This window comes from Mycobacterium sp. MAA66 (assembly GCF_041261665.1).
In the GTDB taxonomy this organism is placed as follows: Bacteria; Actinomycetota; Actinomycetes; order Mycobacteriales; family Mycobacteriaceae; genus Mycobacterium.
Genome location: NZ_JBGCCC010000015.1, coordinates 75,217 through 95,105, shown reverse-complemented (window position 1 = coordinate 95,105; position 19,889 = coordinate 75,217). Strand labels below are relative to the sequence as shown.

Annotated in this window: 2 protein-coding genes; both read right to left on the bottom strand. The window is 64.7% G+C overall.

Going from position 1 to position 19,889, the window contains the following annotated elements:
* Positions 1-19,354: Ig-like domain-containing protein (locus ABIA30_RS26090; protein ID WP_370070862.1), on the bottom strand; the 19,354-nt coding region annotated here is incomplete at its 3' end.
* A gap of 168 nt (positions 19,355-19,522) precedes the next feature.
* Positions 19,523-19,729, bottom strand: coding sequence for a hypothetical protein (locus ABIA30_RS26085; RefSeq protein WP_370070860.1), 207 nt, complete (start codon positions 19,727-19,729; stop codon positions 19,523-19,525).
* Positions 19,730-19,889: the final 160 nt, after the last annotated feature.

Sequence of the window (19,889 nt, the reverse complement as noted above, 5' to 3'; positions counted from 1 at the left end):
CGTTGGCCGCGTTCGACGTGGTGTAGGTGAGGGTGCTGCTGTCCGGGCTGGTGGAGGACAACGTGCCGGTGACCACACCGGTGGCCAGGTTCTGGCTGGTGGACGCGGTGGTTTGGCTTGGGACGTCACTGGCGATGGCCACGGTCACTGTGCCCGTTGAGGCGAATCCGCTTGTGTTGGTGGCTGTCACGGTGAAACTGCCTGTCACGCTGCCGGTGCGCGTCCCGTTGCTCGGGGTGTAGGTGTACGCGCCGGTGGCGGCATTGATGCTGACCGTGCCGTTGACCGCATTCGACGTGGTGTAGGTGATGGTGGTCGCGTCCGGACTGTTCGCGGACACGGTGCCGGTGACGACACCGGTTGTGGCGGTGGTGGTTTGGGTACCGGACGTCGGTGCCGATGGGGTGTCGTTGGAGGCCGGCGACACCGGGACGGTGATGGTGGCTGTAGAGGCGTATCCGGCGGTGTTGGTGGCGGTGACGGTGAAGCTGCCGTTGGTGGTGGTGCTGTTGGCGGCGGTGCGGGCCGTGGTGGTGGGGGTGAAGGTGTAGCTGGTTCCGGTGACGCTGACCGAACCGTTGGCTGGGTTGGTGGCGGTGTAGGTGATGGTGCTGCTGTCGGGGCTGGTGGAGGACAGGGTGCCGGTCACTACACCGGTGGCCAGGTTCTGGTTGGTGGACGCGGTGGTTTGGCTCGGCACATCGCTGTTGATCGGTACGGTCACCGTCCCGGTGGAGCTGAAGCCGCTGGTGTTGGTGGCGGTGACGGTGAAACTGCCGGTGACGCTGCCACCGCGGGTACCCGCGGTGGGGGTGTAGGTGTACGCCCCGGTGGCGGCGTTGATGCTGACGGTTCCGTTGACCGGGTTGGAGGTGGCGTAGGTGATGGTGGTGGTGTCCGGGCTGGTGGAGGACACGGTGCCGGTGACGACACCGGTTGTGGCGGTGGTTGTTTGGGTACCGGACGTCGGTGCCGATGGGGTGTCGTTGGAGGCCGGTGAGATCGGCACCGTCACCACGGAACTGGCGGAGAAGCCGGCGAGGTTGGTGGCGGTGACGGTGATGGTGTCGGTGGTGCTGGAGGTCGCCGAGGTGCGGGCTGCGGCGTTGGGTGTGTAGGTGAATGTGCCGGTGACCGGGTTCATGGACACGGTGCCGGTGTTGCCGGCTGGGTTGGCGACGGTGTAGGTCACGGCGCCGCTGTCGGGGCTGGACGAGGATGCGGTGCCGGTGACCACGCCGGTGGCCAGGTTCTGGCCGGTGGTGTATGTCGGGGCGGACGGGGTGTCGTTGGAGGCCGGGGAGATCGGCACGGTGACGGTGCCCGTCGAGCTGAAGCTGCCGTTGGACGCGGTGACCGTGAACGTGCCGTTGACCGTGCCACTGTTGGCAGCGGTGCGTGCGGCGTTGGTCGGCGTGAACGCGTAGGCGGTGCCGGTAATACTCACCGTTCCGTTGGTCGCGCCGGACACCGTGTAGCTCAGGGTCTTGCCGACGGGATCGTTAGCGCTGACCGTGCCGGTGACCGCACCGGTGATGAGGTTTTGGTTGACGGTTGCGGTCGGGCTGCTAGGGGTGTCGGGGATCGCGGCGATCGGGACGGTGATGGTGCCAGTACTGCCGGTGAATCCGGAAGTGTTGGTGGCGGTCACGGTGAAGCTGTCGGTGGTGGGTCCGCCGACCGAGGCAACTTCTTGCGCCAAAGCTGTTGGAGTGTATGTGAATATCGAACCAGTGACGCTGACTGAACCGTACGTGGGATTAGCCGTCACAGTGTAGGTGACTGCGGTGGAGTCGGGGCTGGTGGCGTTCAGCGTGCCGGTAACGACTCCGTTCACGTCGGTCGACGTGTTGGTTGCCGTCGGAGTGCTCGGGGTGTCGTTCGAGGCGGGTGAAATCGGTACGGTGACAATGGAACTGGCCGAGAAGCCAGCGGTGTTGGTGGCGGTGATGGTGACGGTGTCGGTCGAGTTGGACGTCGCTGAGGTGCGGGCCGCCGTACTCGGGGTGTAGGTGAATGCGCCGGTGAGCGGATTCATGGACACGGTGCCGGTGGTGCCGGCCGGGTTGCCGACCGTGTAGGTGATGGTGCCGTTGTCCGGGCTGGTCGAGGAGGCGGTGCCGGTGACCACGCCGGTAGCCAAGTTCTGGCTGGTGGTGGAGGTCGGCGCGGTCGGGGTGTCGTTGGAGGCTGGCGAGACCGGTACTGTCACTGTGGCGTTGGAGCTGTAGGTGCCGTTGGATGCGGTGACCGTGAAGGAATCGGTGGTTGCTCCGCTGTTGGCGGCCAAGCGTGCGGAATCGGTGGGGTTGTAGGTGAAGACACCAGAGGTGCTGTTCAGCGTGACCGAGCCACCGGAGGGCTGACCTGTGACGGTGTAGGTCAGGGCGTGGCCGACCGGGTCGGTGGCGGAGATGGTGCCGGTGACCGTGCCAGTGACGTTGTTGGTGTTGACGTTGTTAGCCACCGGGATGCTCGGATTATCGGCGATGGGTGCGATCCCGACGGTGACTGTGCCTGCACCAGAGGTGAATTGGCCGTTGGAGGCCGTCACGGCGAAAGAGTCGGTGGTGGGTCCGCCGATTGAGGCGCCTTCCTGCGCCAAAGTGGTTGGGGTATAGGTGAATGTCGAGCCACTTACGGTCACGCTGCCGTTGGCTGGGTTGCCGGTGACCGTGTAGGTGACGGTGGCGCTGTCGGGGTTGGTGGAGTTCAGCGTGCCAGTGACCACACCGTTGGTGTTGGTGCTGACGTTGGTGGCGGTCGGGGCGGAGGGGGTGTCGTTGGTGGCCGGGGAGACTGGGACGGTGACGGTGGCGGTGCTCGACGACAGGCCGTTAGATGCGGTGACTGTGAAGGAGTCGGTGGTGTTGACGCCTTGGTTGGCGTCGGTGCGGGCGAAAGCTGTTGGGGTGTAGGTGAAGGTGTTGCCGCTGACGGCGACCGTGCCGGTGCCGTTGGCTGGTGCGCCGACCGTGTAGGTGACGGTGGCGCCGTCGGGGCTGGTGGAGCTCAGGGTGCCGGTGACCACGCCGGTGATGGTGTTTTGGCTGGAGGTGTAGGTCGGGGTCGTGGGAGTGTCGTTGGTGGCCGGGGAGATCGGCACGGTCACGACAGCGCTCGAGCTGTAGATGCTATTGGAAGCGGTAACGGTGAAGGAATCGGTGGTGTTGGTCCCTTGGTTGGCGTCGGTGCGAGCGAAAGCTGTTGGCGTGTAGGTGAATGTACTACCGGTGACGGTGACCGAGCCACCACTTGGGTTACCAGTGACCGTATAGGTCAATGGTTGTCCGGCGGGGTCGGTCGAGGTCAGGCTGCCTGTCACTACGCCGGTGGCGGCGTTGGTGTTGATGTTCGTCGCGGTGGGTGCGGTGGGGGTGTCGGCGATGGGTGCGATGCCGACGGTGACGGTGCCGGCGGAGCTGGTGTAGCCGGCGGTGTTGGTGGCGGTGACGGTGAAGCTGTCAGTGTTGGGTCCGCCGATTGAGGCGCTTTCCTGCGCCAAAGTCGTTGGGGTGTAGGTGAATGTCGAGCCGGTGACCGAGACGGTGCCGTTGGTGGGGTTGGTGGCCACGGTGTAGGTGACAGCCGAGCCGTCGGGGTTGGTCGAGTTCAGCGTTCCGGTGACGACACCGTTGGCATCAGTCGAGGAACTGCTCACCATCGGGGCGGACGGCGTGTCGTTCGAGGCCGGGGAGACCGGGACGGTGACGGTGGCAGATGAGTTGAATGTGCCGTTGGAGGCGGTCACCGTGAAGCTGTCGGTGACGGTTCCGCTGTTGGCGGCGGTGCGGGCCGAAGGCGTCGGGTTGTAGGTGAAGGAGCCGGTGGTGGTGTTCAGGGTCACTGAGCCGCTGGTGGGCTGGCCCGACACTGTATAGGTCAGGGTTTGGCCGGCAGGGTCGCTGGCCGAGACGGTGCCGGTGACGGTGCCCGACACCGGGTCAGCGTTCACATTCGACGCCACTGGTGCTGTCGGGGTGTCGGCGATCGGGGTGATGGCGACGGTGACGGTGCCAGCGGAGCTGGTGTAGCCGGCGGTGTTGGTGGCGGTGACGGTGAAGCTGTCAGTGTTGGGTCCGCCGATTGAGGCGTTTTCCTGTGCCAACGTTGTTGGGGTGTAGGTGAATGTCGAACCAGTCACCGCGACTGAGCCATTGGTCGGGTTCGAGGTGACCGTGTAGGTGACAGCTGAGCCGTCGGGGTTGGTCGAGTTCAGCGATCCGGTGACTGCCCCGTTGGCGTTGGCCGAGACATTCGTCGCGGTCGGGGTGGACGGGGTGTCGTTGGAGGCCGGGGATACCGGGACGGTGACGGAAGCCGATGACGAGTACGTGCCGTTCGAAGCAGTCACAGTGAACGAATCACTTGTGTCGGTACCAGAATTCGCAGTTGTACGGGCCGCGGTGGTGGGGTTGTAGGTGAACTCGCCGGTAGTGCTGTTCAGGGTCACTGAGCCGCTGGTCGGCTGGCCGCTGACGGTGTAGGTCAGTACGGCGCCGATAGGATCGTTGGCGCTGACGGTGCCGGTGACGGTGCCCGAGATCGCGTTGGCGTTGACGTTCGTTGTTACCGGGGGGCTTGGGGTGTCGGCGATCGGGGCGATGGCGACGGTCACGGTGCCGCCCAAGCTGGTGTAGCCGGCTTCGTTGGTCGCGGTGACGGTAAAGGAGTCGGTGGTGTTGATGCCCATCGACGCCTGTTCCTGCGCTAAAGATGTTGGTGTATAAGTGAATATCGATCCCGCGAGGCCTACCGATCCGTTGGTTGGGTTGGACGCTACGGCATAGGTGACAGCCGAGCCATCGGGGTTGGTGGTGTTGAGTGTGCCGGTGACGACGCCGTTGGCGTTGGTACTGACGTTGGTCGCGGTGGGTGCGCTCGGGGTGTCGTTGGAGGCCGGCGACACCGGAACGGTGACCGTCGCGCTGGTACTGAAGGTGCCGTTGGTCGCGGCCACGGTGAACGCATCACTGGTGCCGGTTCCGGAATTGGCTGCAGTACGTGCGTCGGCGGTCGGGTTGTAGGTGAAGGCGCCGGTGACGCTGTCAAGAGACACCGAACCGTTGGAGGGCTGGCTGGTGACGGCATAGGTGAGAGTCTGACCCACCGGGTCGACAGCCGAGACGGTGCCAATGACGGTACCGGTGACGTTCTCCGCATTGACATTCGATGCCACCGGAGCCGACGGGGTATCGGCGATCGCGTTGATGGCGACCGTGATGGTGCCCGCGGTGGAGGTGTATCCCGCCGCGTTGGTGGCAGTTACCGTGAAGCTGTCGGTGGTGGGTCCGCCGACGGAGGCGCTTTCCCTCGCCAAAGTAGTTGGGGTGTAGGCGAATGCCGATCCGCTTACGGTGACTGCGCCGTTGGTCGGGTTGGAGGTCACGGTGTAGGTGACGGCCGATCCGTCAGGGTTGGTGGTGTTCAAGGTGCCGGTGACGACACCGGTCGTGCTGTCAGTGGACGTGCTACCGATGATCGGGGCACTCGGGGTGTCGTTGGAGGCCGGGGAAACTGGGACGGTCACCGTAGCCGACGAAGTGAACGTGCCGTTGGACGCAGTGACAGTGAAGGAATCACCGGTATTGGTAACGGAATTGGCTGCAGTGCGAGCGCTGGTGGTGGGGTTGTAGGTGAAGGCGCCGGTGATGGCATCCAGCGAGACTGATCCGACGGACGGTCCTCCGGTGACGGTGTAGATGAGGGCCTGGCCGGCCGGGTCATTGGCGGAAACCGTGCCGGTGACGGTGCCAGCAATCGGATCGACGTTCATGTTCGTCGCGGTCGGTGCCGACGGGGTGTCGGCGACCGGTGCGATCGCGACTGTCACAGTACCGGCGGTAGAGGTATAGCCGACAGCGTTGGTGGCGGTCACCGTGAAGCTGTCGGTGGTGGGTCCGCCGACAGAAGCGCTCTCTTGCGCCAAAGGCGTTGGGGTATAGGCGAACATCGAACCGGATACCGTGACGGACCCGTTTGTTGGGTTACTCGCCACGGTATAGGTGACGGTGGACCCGTCGGGGTTGGTGGTGTTCAGGGTGCCGGTGATCACGCCGTTTGCGTCAGCCGAGATGTTGGTTGCGGTTGGAGTCGACGGGGTGTCGTTGCTGGCCGGGGACACCGGGACGGTGACGGTGGCGCTATTGCTGAAGGTGCCGTTGGTGGTGGTGACGGTGAACGAGTCGGTCACGGTGCTGCTGTTGGCGGCGGTGCGGGCGGCGGTGGTGGGGTTGTAGGTGAAGGCGCCAGTGGTGCTGTTCAGACTTACCGAGCCGCTGCCAGGTTGGCCCGTGACCGTATAAGTCAAGGGTGCGCCGATGGGGTCGTTGGCGCTGACGGTGCCGGTGACGGTGCCCGAGATCGCGTCGGCGTTGACGTTCGTCGCTACCGGGGGGCTCGGGGTGTCGGCGATCGGGGCGATCGCAACGGTGAGGGTCCCGGCCGAGCTGGTGTATCCCGCGGCGTTGGTGGCCGTTACGGTGAACGAGTCGGTGGTGTTGATGCCCATCGACGCCTGCTGCCGCACTAAAGTCGTTGGGGTATAAGTGAATTCCGAACCCGCGACCGAGACAGTGCCGTTGGTTGGGTTGCTCGCCACGGTGTAGGTGACGGTGGACCCGTCGGGGTTGGTGGTGTTCAAGGTTCCGGTGACCACCCCATTGCCGTTGGTACTGAGGTTAGTGGCGGTCGGAGCCGAGGGTGTGTCGTTGGAGGCCGGGGACACGGGGACGGTGATGGTCGCTGATGAGGAGAACGTGCCGTTCGAGGCGGTCACGGTAAACGCGTCGTCGGTGCCTGTGCCGGAATTGGCTGCAGTACGAGCGTCGGTGGTGGGGTTGTAGCTGAAGGCACCGGTGGTGTTGTCCAGAGACACGGAGCCGTTGGTGGGTTGTCCGGTGACGGTGTAGGTCAGGGCGCGGGCGGCTGGGTCAGTGGCGGCGACGGTGCCGGTGACGGTGCCGGTGATGTTGTCTAGGTTGACGTTCGAAGCGACCGGTGCGGACGGGGTATCGGCGATCGCGTTGATGGCGACTGTGATGGTGCCGGCAGTGGATGTGTAGCCGGCGGTGTTGGTGGCGGTGACGGTGAAGGTGTCGGTGGTGGGTCCGCCGACGGAGGCCGCTTCTTGTGCCAACGTGGTTGGAGTGTAGGTGAATTCACCGGTCGTGTTGTCGATATTGACCGAACCGTGGTTGGCCTGGCCAGTGACGGTGTATGTGAGGGTTCCGCCGTCTGGAGTCGTAGAGGACAGGGTTCCGGTGACCACGCCGGTGCTGGTGTCGGTGTTCAGATTCGAGGCGGTCGGGGCTGACGGGGTGTTGCTGGTGGCTGGTTCAACCGGAACGGTGACCGTGGCGCTGCTGCTGAAGGTGCCATTGGATGCGGTGACGGTGAAGCTGTCAGTGGTAGCACTGTCGTTGGCGGCAGTGCGGGCGGCGGTGGTGGGGTTGTAGGTGAAGGCGCCGGTGGTGCTGTTCAAGGTGACGGCGCCGTCGGATGGTTGGGTGGTGACGGCGTAGGTGAGGACCTGGCCGGCAGGATCATTCGAGCTGACGGTGCCAGTCACGGTGCCGGAGATTGGGTCGGCGTTGATGTTCGACGCCACTGGTGTCGTTGGGGTATCGGGGACTGGGGCGATCGCGACGGTAATGGTGCCGGCGGCCGAGGTGTAGCCCGCTTCATTGGTGGCGGTGATGGTGAAGCTGTCGGTGGTTGCTTCGCCGACGGAGGCGTTTTCTTGCGCCAAAGTTGTTGGAGTGTAGGTGAATGTCGAGCCACTCACGGTGACCGAGCCGTTGGTCGGGTTGGTGGCGACGGTGTAGGTGACGGTGGATCCGTCGGGGTTGGTGGTGTTTAGGGTTCCGGTGACCACACCATTGGTGTCGGTCGAGAGATTGGTCGCGCTCGGAGCAGTTGGGGTGTCGTTGGAGGCCGGCGAAACCGGAACGGTGACGGTGGCCGATGAGGAGAACGTGCCGTTGGACGCGGCGACCGTAAACGAGTCACTCAGGGTGCCGCTGTTGGCGGCGGTGCGTGCCGACGAGGTCGGGTTGTAGGTGAAGGCACCGGTGGTGCTGTTCAGGGATACCGAGCCGTTGGTCGGCTGGCCCGAGACGGTGTAGGTCAACGCAGCGCCCGCGGGGTCGGTGGAAGAAACGGTGCCGGTGACGGTGCCCGAAACTGAGTCGGCGTTGATGTTCGAAGCGATCGGGGCGGTTGGGGTGTCGGCGATCGGGTTGATGGCGACGGTGATGGTGCCTGCTGCTGAGGTGTAGCCGGCGGTGTTGGTAGCGGTGACGGTGAACGAGTCGGTGGTCGCTCCGCCGATCGAGGCGCTTTCCTGCGCCAAAGTGGTTGGTGTGTAGGTGAATGTCGAGCCGGCAACTGCGACGGATCCGTTGGTCGGGTTCGAGGTAAGCGTGTAGGTTACTGCGCTGCCGTCGGGGTTGGTGGAGTTCAACGTCCCGGTGACGACGCCGGTGCCGGTGTCGGTGGACGCGCTGCCGATCGTCGGTGCGGACGGGGTGTCGTTAGATGCTGGGGAGACCGGCACGGTGACGGTGGCTGTGCTGCTGAAGGTGCCGTTGGTGGCGGTGACCACGAAACTGTCTGTCACCGTGCCGCTGTCAGCTGCTGTACGTGCCGACGAGGTGGGGTTGTAGGTGAAGACACCGGTGTTGCCGACCAAGGTGACAGAACCATTCGAGGGTTGGCCGGTCACGGTGTAGCTCAGGGTTTGGCCTGCCGGGTCGGTGGAAGAAACGGTGCCGGTGACGGTGCCCGAGACTGGGTTGGCGTTGACGTTTGATGCGATCGGGGCGCTTGGGGTGTCGGCGATCGGTGCGATGGCGACGGTCACGGTGCCCGCTGCGGAGGTGTAGCCGGCGGTGTTGGTGGCGGTGACAGTGAAGTTGTCGGTGGTGGCTCCGCCGATCGATGCGCTTTCCTGCGCCAAAGGTGTTGGTGTGTAGGTAAATATCGAGCCGGTGAGCGAGACGGTGCCGTTAGTTGGGTTGGAGGCGACGGTGTAGGTGACGGTGGATCCGTCGGGGTTGGTGGTGTTGAGCGTTCCGGTGACCACGCCGTTGACGTCGGTGGACGAGTTGCCCACGGTGGGTGCGGAAGGGGTGTCGTTGTTGGCCGGGGACACCGGGACGGTGACGGTGGCACTCGAGCTGAAGGTGCCGTTCGATGCGGTCACCGTGAATGAATCGCTTGTACCGGTACCGGAATTGGCGGCGGTCCGGGCCGAAGACGTTGGGTTGTAGGTGAAGACACCGGTGTTGCCGACCAAGGTGACAGAACCAATCAAGGGTTGGCCGCTGACGGTGTAGGTCAACGGAGCACCCACAGGGTCGGTCGCAGACACGGTGCCCGTGACAGTGCCCGAAACTGGATCGGCATTGACATTGGTTACGGTCGGGGTCGTTGGGGTGTCGGCGATTGGTGCGATGGCGACGGTGATGATGCCTGCCGCGGACGTGTAGCCCACTGTGTTGGTGGCCGTGACGGCGAAGTTGTCGGCAGTGGGTCCGCCGATCGAGGCCTTTTCCTGTGCCAGGGTGGTCGGTGTGTAGGTGAAGGTGTTGCCGGACAGAGCGATTGATCCGTTGGTCGGGTCGGAGGCCACGGTGTAAGTGACGTTCGATCCGTCGGGGTTAGTGCTGTTCAGGGTTCCGGTGACTACGCCGTTGGCGTCAGTCGAGGCGTTGGTGGCGGTGGGTGTGCCCGGGATGTCGTTGGACGCCGGCGAGACCGGAACAGTGACTGTGGCATTCGAGCTGAAGGTGCCGTTGGATGCAGTGACGGTGAAGGAGTCGGTGGGGTTGGTGGCGCCGTTGGCGGCGGTGCGGGCGTCGGTGGTCGGGTTGTAGGTGAAGGCTCCGGTGTTGCTGTTCAACGTGACCGAGCCGTTGGAAGACTGTCCGGTGACGGTGTATGTCAGTGCGGCGCCGATGGGGTCGGTGGCGGTGACGGTGCCGGTGACGGTGCCCGAGATTGGGTCGGCGTTGACATTGGACGCCACCGGGTTCGTTGGCGTGTCGGCGACTGGCGCGATGCCGACGGTGACGGTGCCCGCGGCGGAGGTGTAACCCGCAGCATTGGTAGCGGTCACAGCGAACGAGTCAGTGGTGTTGATGCCCATCGACGATTGCTGCTGGGCCACGGTGGTTGGCGTGTACGTGAAGGTCGAGCCGTTGACCGAGACGGTGCCGTTGTTCGGGTTGGTGGCCACGGTGTAGGTGATGGTGGATCCGTCGGGGTTGGTGGTGTTGAGGGTTCCGGTGACCACGCCGTTGGCGTCAGTGGAAGAGCTTCCGAAGGTCGGGGCGGACGGGGTGTCGTTGGACGCGGGGGACACGGGGACGGTGACGATGGCACTCGAGCTGAATGTGCCGTTCGATGCGGTAACCGTGAATGAATCGCTTGTACGGATACCGGAATTGGCAGCAGTGCGGGCGTCAGCGGTGGGGTTGTAGGTGAAGGCGCCGGTGGTGTCGTTCAGAGACACCGAGCCGTTGGCCGGTTGTCCGGTGACGGTGTATGTCAGTGCGGCGCCGACGGGGTCGGTGGCTGCGACGGTGCCGGTCACCGTGCCCGAGATTGAGTCGGTGTTGACGTTTGATGCGATCGGGGCGCTTGGGGTGTCGGCGATCGCGTTGATGGCGACGGTGATGGTGCCGGCTGAGCTGGTGTAGCCGGCGGTGTTGGTGGCGGTGATCGTGAAGCTGTCGGTGGTGGGTCCGCCGACTGAAGCACTTTCCTGCGCCAAAGTGGTTGGAGTGTAGGTGAATGTCGAACCGGCGAGCGAGACGGTTCCGTTGTTCGGGTTGGTGGCCACGGTGTACGTAACGGTGGATCCGTCGGGGTTGGTGGTGTTGAGGGTTCCGGTGACCACGCCGTTGGCGTCAGCTGACACGTTGGTGGCGGTCGGGCCGGAGGGGGTGTCGTTGTTGGCTGGGGATACCGGGACGGTGACAGTGGCACTGGTGTTGAAGGTGCCGTTGTTGGCGGTGACGGTGAAGCTGTCGGTGACGGTTCCGCTGTTGGCGGCGGTGCGGGCGGAAGATGTTGGGTTGTAGGTGAACTCGCCGGTGGTGCTGTTCAGGGTGACCGCGCCGTTGGTGGGCTGACCGGACACGGTGTAGGTGAGGGTTTGGCCGGCGGGGTCGGTGGCGGACACGGTGCCGGTGACGATGCCCGAAACCGGGTCGGCATTGACGTTCGACGCCACGGGTGCGGTGGGGGTGTCGGCAATCGATGCGATGGCGACGGTCACGGTGCCGGCCGGGCTGGTGTAGCCAGCGGTGTTGGCGGCGGTCACGGTGAAGGAATCGGTCGTCGCACCACCGACTGATGCACTTTCCTGCGCCAAAGTAGTTGGGGTGTAGGTGAACGTCGAACCTGATACGGCGACGGACCCGTTGGTCGGGTTGCTCGTGACCGTGTAGGTGGCGGTGGATCCGTCGGGGTTGATGGTGTTGAGCGTTCCCGTGACGACACCGTTGGCGTCGGTCGAGAGATTGGTCGCGCTCGGAGCGGTCGGGGTGTCGTTGGAGGCCGGCGACACCGGGACGGTGACGGTGGCCGACGAGCTGAAGGTGCCGTTGGTTGCGGTGACCGTAAACGAGTCGCTCAGGGTGCCGCTGTTGGCGGCAGTGCGGGCCGCGGTGGTCGGGTTGTAGGTGAAGACGCCGGTGGTGCTGTTCAGGGTGACCGAGCCGTTGGACGGCTGACCGGAGACCGTGTAGTTCAACGCAGCGCCGATGGGGTCGTTGGCGGTGATGGTGCCGGTGACGGTGCCCGAGATCGGGTCGGCGTTGACGCTTGAAGCGACTGGTGCGCTAGGGGTGTCGGCAATCGGTGCGATCGCGACGGTGATGGTGCCCGCCGCGGAGGTGTAGCCCGCGGCGTTGGTGGCCGTCACAGCGAACGAGTCAGTGGTGTTGATGCCCATCGACGACTGCTGTTGTGCCAAAGTTGTTGGGGTGTAGCTGAATGTCGAACCGCTCACCGTGACCGCGCCGTTGTTCGGGTTGGTGGCCACGGTGTAGGTCACGTTGCCGCCGTCGGGGTTGGTGGTGTTGAGGGTACCGGTGACCACACCGTTGGTGTCAGCGGACGAGCTGCCGATGGTAGGGGCGGACGGAGTGTCGTTGCTGGCCGGGGACACCGGGACCGTTACGGTGGCGGACGAGCTGAAGGTGCCGTTGGAGGCGGTCACGGTGAACGAATCGCTAGTTCCGGTGCCCGAATTGGCGGCTGCGCGTGCAGATGATGTCGGGTTGTACGTGAAGGCGCCGGTGGTGCTGTTCAGGGTGACTGAGCCGTCGGTCGGCTGACCGGTCACGCTGTAGGTGAGGGATTGGCTGGCGGGGTCGTTGGCTGACACGGTGCCCGTGACGGTGCCGGTGATGTTGTCCGCGTTGATATTCGATGCCACCGGCGCCGACGGGGTGTCGGCGATCGGGCTGATGGCCACGGTCACCGTTCCGGCGTCTGAGGTGTAGCCGGCTTCGTTGGTGGCCGTTACGGTGAAAGAATCCGTGGTGGCTCCGCCAATGGATGCGTTCTCCTGCGCGAGAGTCGTTGGGGTGTAGGTGAATGTCGAACCTGCCACGGTGACCGAGCCGTTGGTTGGGTTCGAGGTGACCGTGTAGGTGACGGTGGATCCGTCGGGGTTGGTGGTGTTGAGGGTACCGGTGACGACGCCGTTGGCATCGGTCGAGGTGCTGCCGATGGCGGGGGCGGAGGGCGTGTCGTTGGAGGCTGGGGAGACTGGGACGGTGACGGTGGCGCTGGAGCTGTAGGTGCCGTTGGTGGCGGTCACCGTGAACGTATCGCTGGTCCCTGTCCCGGAATTGGCGGCCGTGCGGGCGGCGGTGGTGGGGTTGTAAGTGAATATGCCGGTGGTGGAGTTGAGGGCGACTGCGCCACCGGTGGGCTGGCCGGTGACGGTGTAGCTCAGCGTTTGGCTCGCGGGGTCGGTGGAAGCAACGGTGCCGGTGACGGTGCCGGTGATTGGGTCGGCGTTGATGTTCGTCGCGGTCGGGGCGGTGGGGGTGTCGGCGATCGGGCTGATGGCCACGGTGATAGTGCCGGCGGCTGAGGTGTAGCCCGCTTCGTTGGTGGTGGTGATGGTGAAGCTGTCGGTCGTTGCTCCGCCCACGGAGGCGTTTTCTTGCGCCAAAGTTGTTGGGGTGTAGGTGAATGTCGAACCTTCCACGGTGACCGAGCCATTGGTCGGGTTCGAGGTGACCGTGTAGGTGACGTTGCCGCCGTCGGGGTTGGTGGTGTTGAGGGTGCCGGTGACCACACCGTTGACATCGGTGGCGCTGCTGCCGACGGTTGGCGCCGAGGGGGTGTCGTTGATGGCCGGTGACACTGGGACCGTGATGGTTGCACTCGAGTTGTAGGTGCCGTTGGTGGCGGTGACGGTGAACGTATCGCTGGTGCCTGTGCCGCTGTTGGCGGTGGTGCGGGCGGCGGTGGTGGGGTTGTAGGTGAAGACGCCAGTGGTGCTGTTTATAGAGACCGACCCGGTGGCGGGTTGACCTGCGACGGTGTAGGTCAACGCAGCGCCTACCGGGTCGGTGGAAGAAACGGTGCCGGTGACGGTGCCGGAGATCGGGTCGGCGTTGATGTTCGTCGCGGTCGGGGCGCTGGGGGTGTCGGCGACCGGTGCGATCGCGACCGTGACGGTGCCGGCCGAGCTGGTGTAGCCGGCGGTATTGGTGGCTGTCACGGTGAACGAGTCGGTGGTGGGTCCGCCGACGGAGGCGTTTTCTTGGGCCAAAGTGGTTGGGGTGTAGGTGAATGTCGAACCTGCCACGGTGACCGAGCCGTTGATTGGGCTCGAGGCGACTGTATAGGTCACGTTTGAGCCATCCGGGCTAGTGGAGTTCAGCGTTCCCGTGACCACGCCGTTGGCATCAGTCGAGACGTTGGTGGTGGTCGGGGCCGACGGGGTGTCATTGGTGGCCGGGGAGATCGGCACCGTCACGACAGCGCTCGAGCTGTAGATGCTATTGGAGGCGGTGACTATGAAGGAGTCGGTGGTGCTGATGCCTTGGTTGGCGGCGGTGCGGGCGAAAGCTGTTGGCGTGTAGGTGAACGTATCGCCGTTGATGGTGACTGCGCCGCCGCTGGGGTTGCCGGTGACGGTGTAAGTCAATGGTTGTCCGGCGGGGTCGGTCGAGGTCAGGCTGCCTGTCACTACGCCGGTGGCGGCGTTGGTGTTGATGTTCGAAGCGACTGGGTTGCTTGGGGTGTCCGCGATCGGTGCGATGGCGACGGTGACGGTGCCGGCCGAGCTGGTGTAGCCGGCGGTGTTGGTGGCGGTGACAGTGAAGCTGTCGGTGGTGGGCCCGCCGACTGAGGCGTTCTCTTGCGCCAATGTTGTTGGTGTATAGGTGAATATCGAGCCACTGACTGTGACTGCGCCGTTGGTTGGGTTCGAGGCGACGGTGTAGGTGACGGTGGATCCGTCGGGGTTGGTGGTGTTGAGGGTGCCGGTGACGACACCGTTGGCGTTCGTCGAGGCGTTGGTGGTGGTCGGGATTGAGGGGGTGTCATTGCTGGCCGGGGATACCGGGACGGTGACGGTGGCCGACGAGTTGTAGGTGCCGTTGGTCGCGGTCACGGTGAACGAGTCGCTGGTGCCAGTGCCGCTGTTGGCGGCGGTGCGGGCGGCGGTGGTGGGGTTGTAGGTGAAGGCACCGGTGGTGCTGTTCAAGGTGACGGCGCCGTCGGATGGTTGGGTGGTGACGGCGTAGGTGAGGACCTGGCCGGCAGGATCATTCGAGCTGACGGTGCCAGTCACGGTGCCGGAGATTGGGTCGGCGTTGATGTTCGACGCCACTGGTGTCGTTGGGGTATCGGGGACTGGGGCGATCGCGACGGTAATGGTGCCGGCGGCCGAGGTGTAGCCCGCTTCATTGGTGGCGGTGATGGTGAAGCTGTCGGTGGTTGCTTCGCCGACGGAGGCGTTTTCTTGCGCCAAAGTTGTTGGAGTGTAGGTGAATGTCGAGCCACTCACGGTGACCGAGCCGTTGGTCGGGTTGGTGGCGACGGTGTAGGTGACGGTGGATCCGTCGGGGTTGGTGGTGTTTAGGGTTCCGGTGACCACACCATTGGTGTCGGTCGAGAGATTGGTCGCGCTCGGAGCAGTTGGGGTGTCGTTGGAGGCCGGCGAAACCGGAACGGTGACGGTGGCCGATGAGGAGAACGTGCCGTTGGACGCGGCGACCGTAAACGAGTCACTCAGGGTGCCGCTGTTGGCGGCGGTGCGTGCCGACGAGGTCGGGTTGTAGGTGAAGGCACCGGTGGTGCTGTTCAGGGATACCGAGCCGTTGGTCGGCTGGCCCGAGACGGTGTAGGTCAACGCAGCGCCCGCGGGGTCGGTGGAAGAAACGGTGCCGGTGACGGTGCCCGAAACTGAGTCGGCGTTGATGTTCGAAGCGATCGGGGCGGTTGGGGTGTCGGCGATCGGGTTGATGGCGACGGTGATGGTGCCTGCTGCTGAGGTGTAGCCGGCGGTATTGGTAGCGGTGACGGTGAAGGAGTCGGTGCTGGCGCCGCCGATCGATGCCTCTTCCTGTGCGAGGGTGGTTGGGGTGTAGGTGAAGGTGTTGCCAGACAACGTGACTGAACCGCTCGTCGGGTTGGTGGCGACGGCGTAGGTGACTGCACTGCTGTCGGGGTTGTTGGTGTTGAGGGTTCCGGTGACCACGCCGTTGACGTCGGTGGAGGTGCTGCCCAGGGTCGGGGCGGAGGGGGTGTCGTTCGAGGCCGGGGAAACCGGGACGGTGACAGTGGCACTGCTGTTGAAGGTGCCGTTGGACGCAGTGATGGTGAAGCTGTCAGACACAGTGCCGCTGTTGGCGGCGGTGCGGGCGTCGTTGGTGGGGTTGTAGGTGAAGGCTCCGGTGGTGTCGTTCAGGGTGACTGAGCCGTTGGCCGGTTGGCCGGTGACCGTGTAGGTGAGGGCCTGGCCAGCCGGGTCGGTGGCCGACACAGTGCCGGTGACGGTGCCCGAAACTGAGTCGGCGTTGATGTTCGAAGCGATCGGGGCGGTTGGGGTGTCGGCGACTGGCGTGACGGCGACGGTGATGGTGCCGGCGGCCGAGGTGTAGCCCGCTTCATTGGTGGCGGTGACGGTGAAGGAGTCGGTGCTGGCGCCGCCGATCGACGCCCCTTCCTGTGCGAGGGTGGTTGGCGTGTAGGTGAAGGTGTTGCCCGACAACGTGACTGAACCGCTCGTCGGGTTGGTGGCGACGGCGTAGGTGACTGCACTGCTATCGGGGTTGGTGGTGTTGAGGGTTCCGGTGACTGTGCCGTTGGTGTTGGTACTGACGTTGGTCGCGGTGGGTGTGCTCGGGGTGTCATTGCTGGCTGGGGATACCGGAACGGTGACGGTGGCGCTGTTGTTAAAGGTGCCGTTGGACGCAGTGATGGTGAAGCTGTCAGACACTGTGCCGCTGTTGGCGGCGGTGCGGGCGGCGGTGGTTGGGTTGTAGGTGAAGGCTCCGGTGGTGCTGTTCAGGGTGACCGAGCCGTTGGACGGCTGGCCGGACACGGTGTAGCTCAGAGCTTGGCCGTCTGGGTCGCTGGAAGAAACGGTACCGGTGACCGCACCCGTGACGCTGTTGGTGTTGACGTTCGATGCCACGGGTGCTGTCGGAGTGTCAGCGATCGGGGTGATGGCGACCGTGATGGTGCCGGCCGAACTGGTGTAACCGGGGGTGTTGGTGGCGGTGACGGTGAAGGTATCGGTGGCGGGCCCGCCGACAGAGGCGTTCTCTTGCGCCAAAGTTGTTGGGGTGTAGGTGAAGGTCGAACCGGTGACGGTGACCGAGCCGTTGGCTGGGTTGGTGGCCACGGTGTAGGTAACGGCCGAGCCGTCGGGGTTGGTGGTGTTGAGGGTGCCGGTGACGACGCCGTTGGTGTTGGCGCTGACATTGGTTGCCGTTGGGGCACTTGGGGTGTCATTGCTGGCTGGGGATACCGGGACGGTGACGGTGGCGCTGTTGTTGAAGGTGCCGTTGGTGGCGGTGACGGTGAAGCTGTCGGTCACGGTGCCGCTGTTGGCGGCGGTGCGGGCCGAAGGCGTTGGGTTGTAGGTGAATACGCCGGTGGTGCTGTTCAGAGACACGGAACCGTTGGTCGGCTGGCCTGAGACGCTGTAGGTCAGCGAAACGCCGACGGGGTCGGTGGCCGAGACGGTGCCGGTGACGGTGCCGGAAACGGGGTTGGCGTTGACGTTCGATGCGATCGGCGTACTGGGTGTGTCGGCGACCGGTGCGATCGTGACCGTGATGTTGCCGGCCGCGCTGGTGTATCCGGCGGTATTGGTGGCTGTCACGGTGAACGAGTCCGTCGTGGCGCCGCCGATGGAAGCCCTCTCTTGCGCCAAAGTGGTGGGGGTGTAGGTGAATATCGAGCCGGAGACAGTGACCGCGCCGTTGGTCGGGTTCGAGGCCGCGGCGTACGTCACGGCCGAGCCGTCCGGGTTGGTGGAGCTCAGCGTTCCGGTGACCACACCGTTAGCGTTGGTAGAGACGTTGCTGGCGGTCGGGGCCGACGGAGTGTCATTCGACGCCGGGGACACCGGAACGGTAACTGTGGCACTCGAGCTGTAAGTCCCGTTTGATGCGGTGACCATAAACGCATCGTTCACGGTGCCGGTGTTGGCCGTAGTCCGGGCCGAAGACGTTGGGTTGTAACTGAATACACCCGTTGTGCTGTTCAACGTGACCGAGCCGCTCGAAGGCTGGCCGCTGACCGTGTAGGTCAGCGAAACACCGACGGGATCGATAGCCGAGACGGTGCCGGTGACCGTGCCGGAGATCGGGTTGGTATTGACATTTGAAGCCACTGGAGTCGAAGGTGTGTCGGCGACCGGCGCGATCGCGACGGTGACGGTACCCGCGGCAGAGGTATGGCCTGCGATGCTGGTGGCCGTTACGGTGAACGAGTCTGTCGTGGCTCCGCCGACCGAAGCGCTCTCTCGCGCCAAAGGTGTTGGCGTATAGGTGAATATCGAGCCGGAGACAGTGACTGCGCCGTTGGTCGGGTTCGACGCCACGGCGTACGTTACGGCCGAGCCATCGGGACTTGTCGAGTTCAGGGTGCCGGTGACTGTGCCATTGGTGCCGGCTGAGACGTTCGATACGGTGGGCGTCGAAGGGATGCTCGTGCTGACCTGGGCCGCGATGACCGGCACCGTCACTGTCTCATTGGTGGACGCGGTGCCGTCGGTGGCGGTGATTGTGAAGGTGTCTTTGGCGTTGGGGCCCAGCGCGGTTACCGCAGCGCCCGAGATGGTCGAAGTGTAGGTGTAACCGCCGTCGGTGCCGACAACGACGGTGCCGTACTGCGGGTTCGCGCCGACCTTGTACGTCAGGCCGATGCCGGACGGCGTGCTCATGTTCAGGTTGCCGGTGACGGTTCCGGTCAGCGGTTGAGAGGTGGTGGTGGGGGTACCGGTCTTGGGTACCAGGCCGCCGAAGTCCTCCACGCTGCGGTAGATGCCGTACACGAAGGCGGCGACGCAGTTCGTTGGCGCGATCGGTCCGTTCAGGCCGGTGGCGTTCAGGATCGCAACGATCGCCCGATTGGTGAAGACGCGGATGATCGCGTCCTGGATGGCGGCGACGATCGGGTTGGAGCTGGTGGCGTGGGGGACCGTGGTGGTCGTGGTGCCGCCGGTCGCGGCGGCGGGGCTTGGGATGGCGACCGCGGTGATCGACGGCAGCTTCGGTGCGGGCGACAGGACTGCCGCGGTCGGAGCGGCCGCCAGGGTGGGAGCAGCCGGCGTGCCGTTGGTGGTCTTGTCCGTGCCTGCGGTGGGGGGCTTGGCCCTCGTGCCCTTTCTCGCGACGGCGCCGGCCGAAGTGGGGGTGTCAGCGGATTCGTTCGAACCCGTTGCTGCGTTGGACTTGTCTTTTCTCGGGTGTTGGTGGCCCTTGTTGCTGGAGTGACCGGCATTTGAACCACTGGAGTCGCTGGCGTTCGGCCCATTGGCGCTAGCGGGGCTCGAACCAATCGGGCTGTCGGTGGTGAGCAGCTGGTCGTTCGTCGGGTTGCTGTTGTTCGGGGAGCCGTTCGCCGGGTTGTTGTTCGGGTTGTGGTTCGGCGAGCTGCTCGGGGAGGACCCGGAACTGTCGGTGCCGCTCTTGGCGGCCGCGACGCCGGTGCCGCTGGCAATCGCGGCGCCCAGCCCAAGGGTCACGGCGCTGGCGCCGAGCCAGTTGTATGGCTGGCGCGACGGCTTGGGCGCGACGCGGTGGCTACCCTTCTTGCGGTCGTTGCTCTTCGACCGCGAAGTGGACCGGTGCGCACCCGACATGCTGTGTCTCCATCTGGGGGCCGAGTCCTCAGAGACAAGGTTTCGGCGATGTGACCAACATCATAAATCCACTGTGGCGTTAATTTGCCATATCAAAATCTTCGGTAGTCAGCGTCCGCTTCGCGGAAATATATCGGCGTTCGCTTCGGTGCCGGCGTTGCACTCAATTCAGAGCCGAATGCGCTGTACATTCGCCTTGGCCGTCGGCCGCCACCCGAGAATGGTCGCCGAGGGCTGAGTGTTCATGATTTGCCAGCAGAGCAGGCACTTGCCCGGGATCGGCATGGTCACGGTGTTGCTGCTGGAGAAGCTGCCGATGCTGCCACTTACTGTGAAGGTATCGCTGTAGGGGCCGAGAGAGTTGGCGTCGGTCATCGCCAGACGCGTGTAGGTGTACCGCCATCTGCTGTCGGAGTCGGGGATCGAGCAGCTGGTCGTTGGTTTGGCTGTTGTTGTTCGGAGAGTTGCCCGACGAGGAGCGGCAGCGTCCGTCACTATTGGCAAGCTTTCGCTTGGTTCGAAAAAATCGGCGGCC

Coding starts and splice junctions, on each gene's coding strand:
- ABIA30_RS26085 (WP_370070860.1), bottom strand. CDS start 19,729: ATGACCGACGCCAACTCTCTCGGCCCCTACAGCGATACCTTCACAGTA.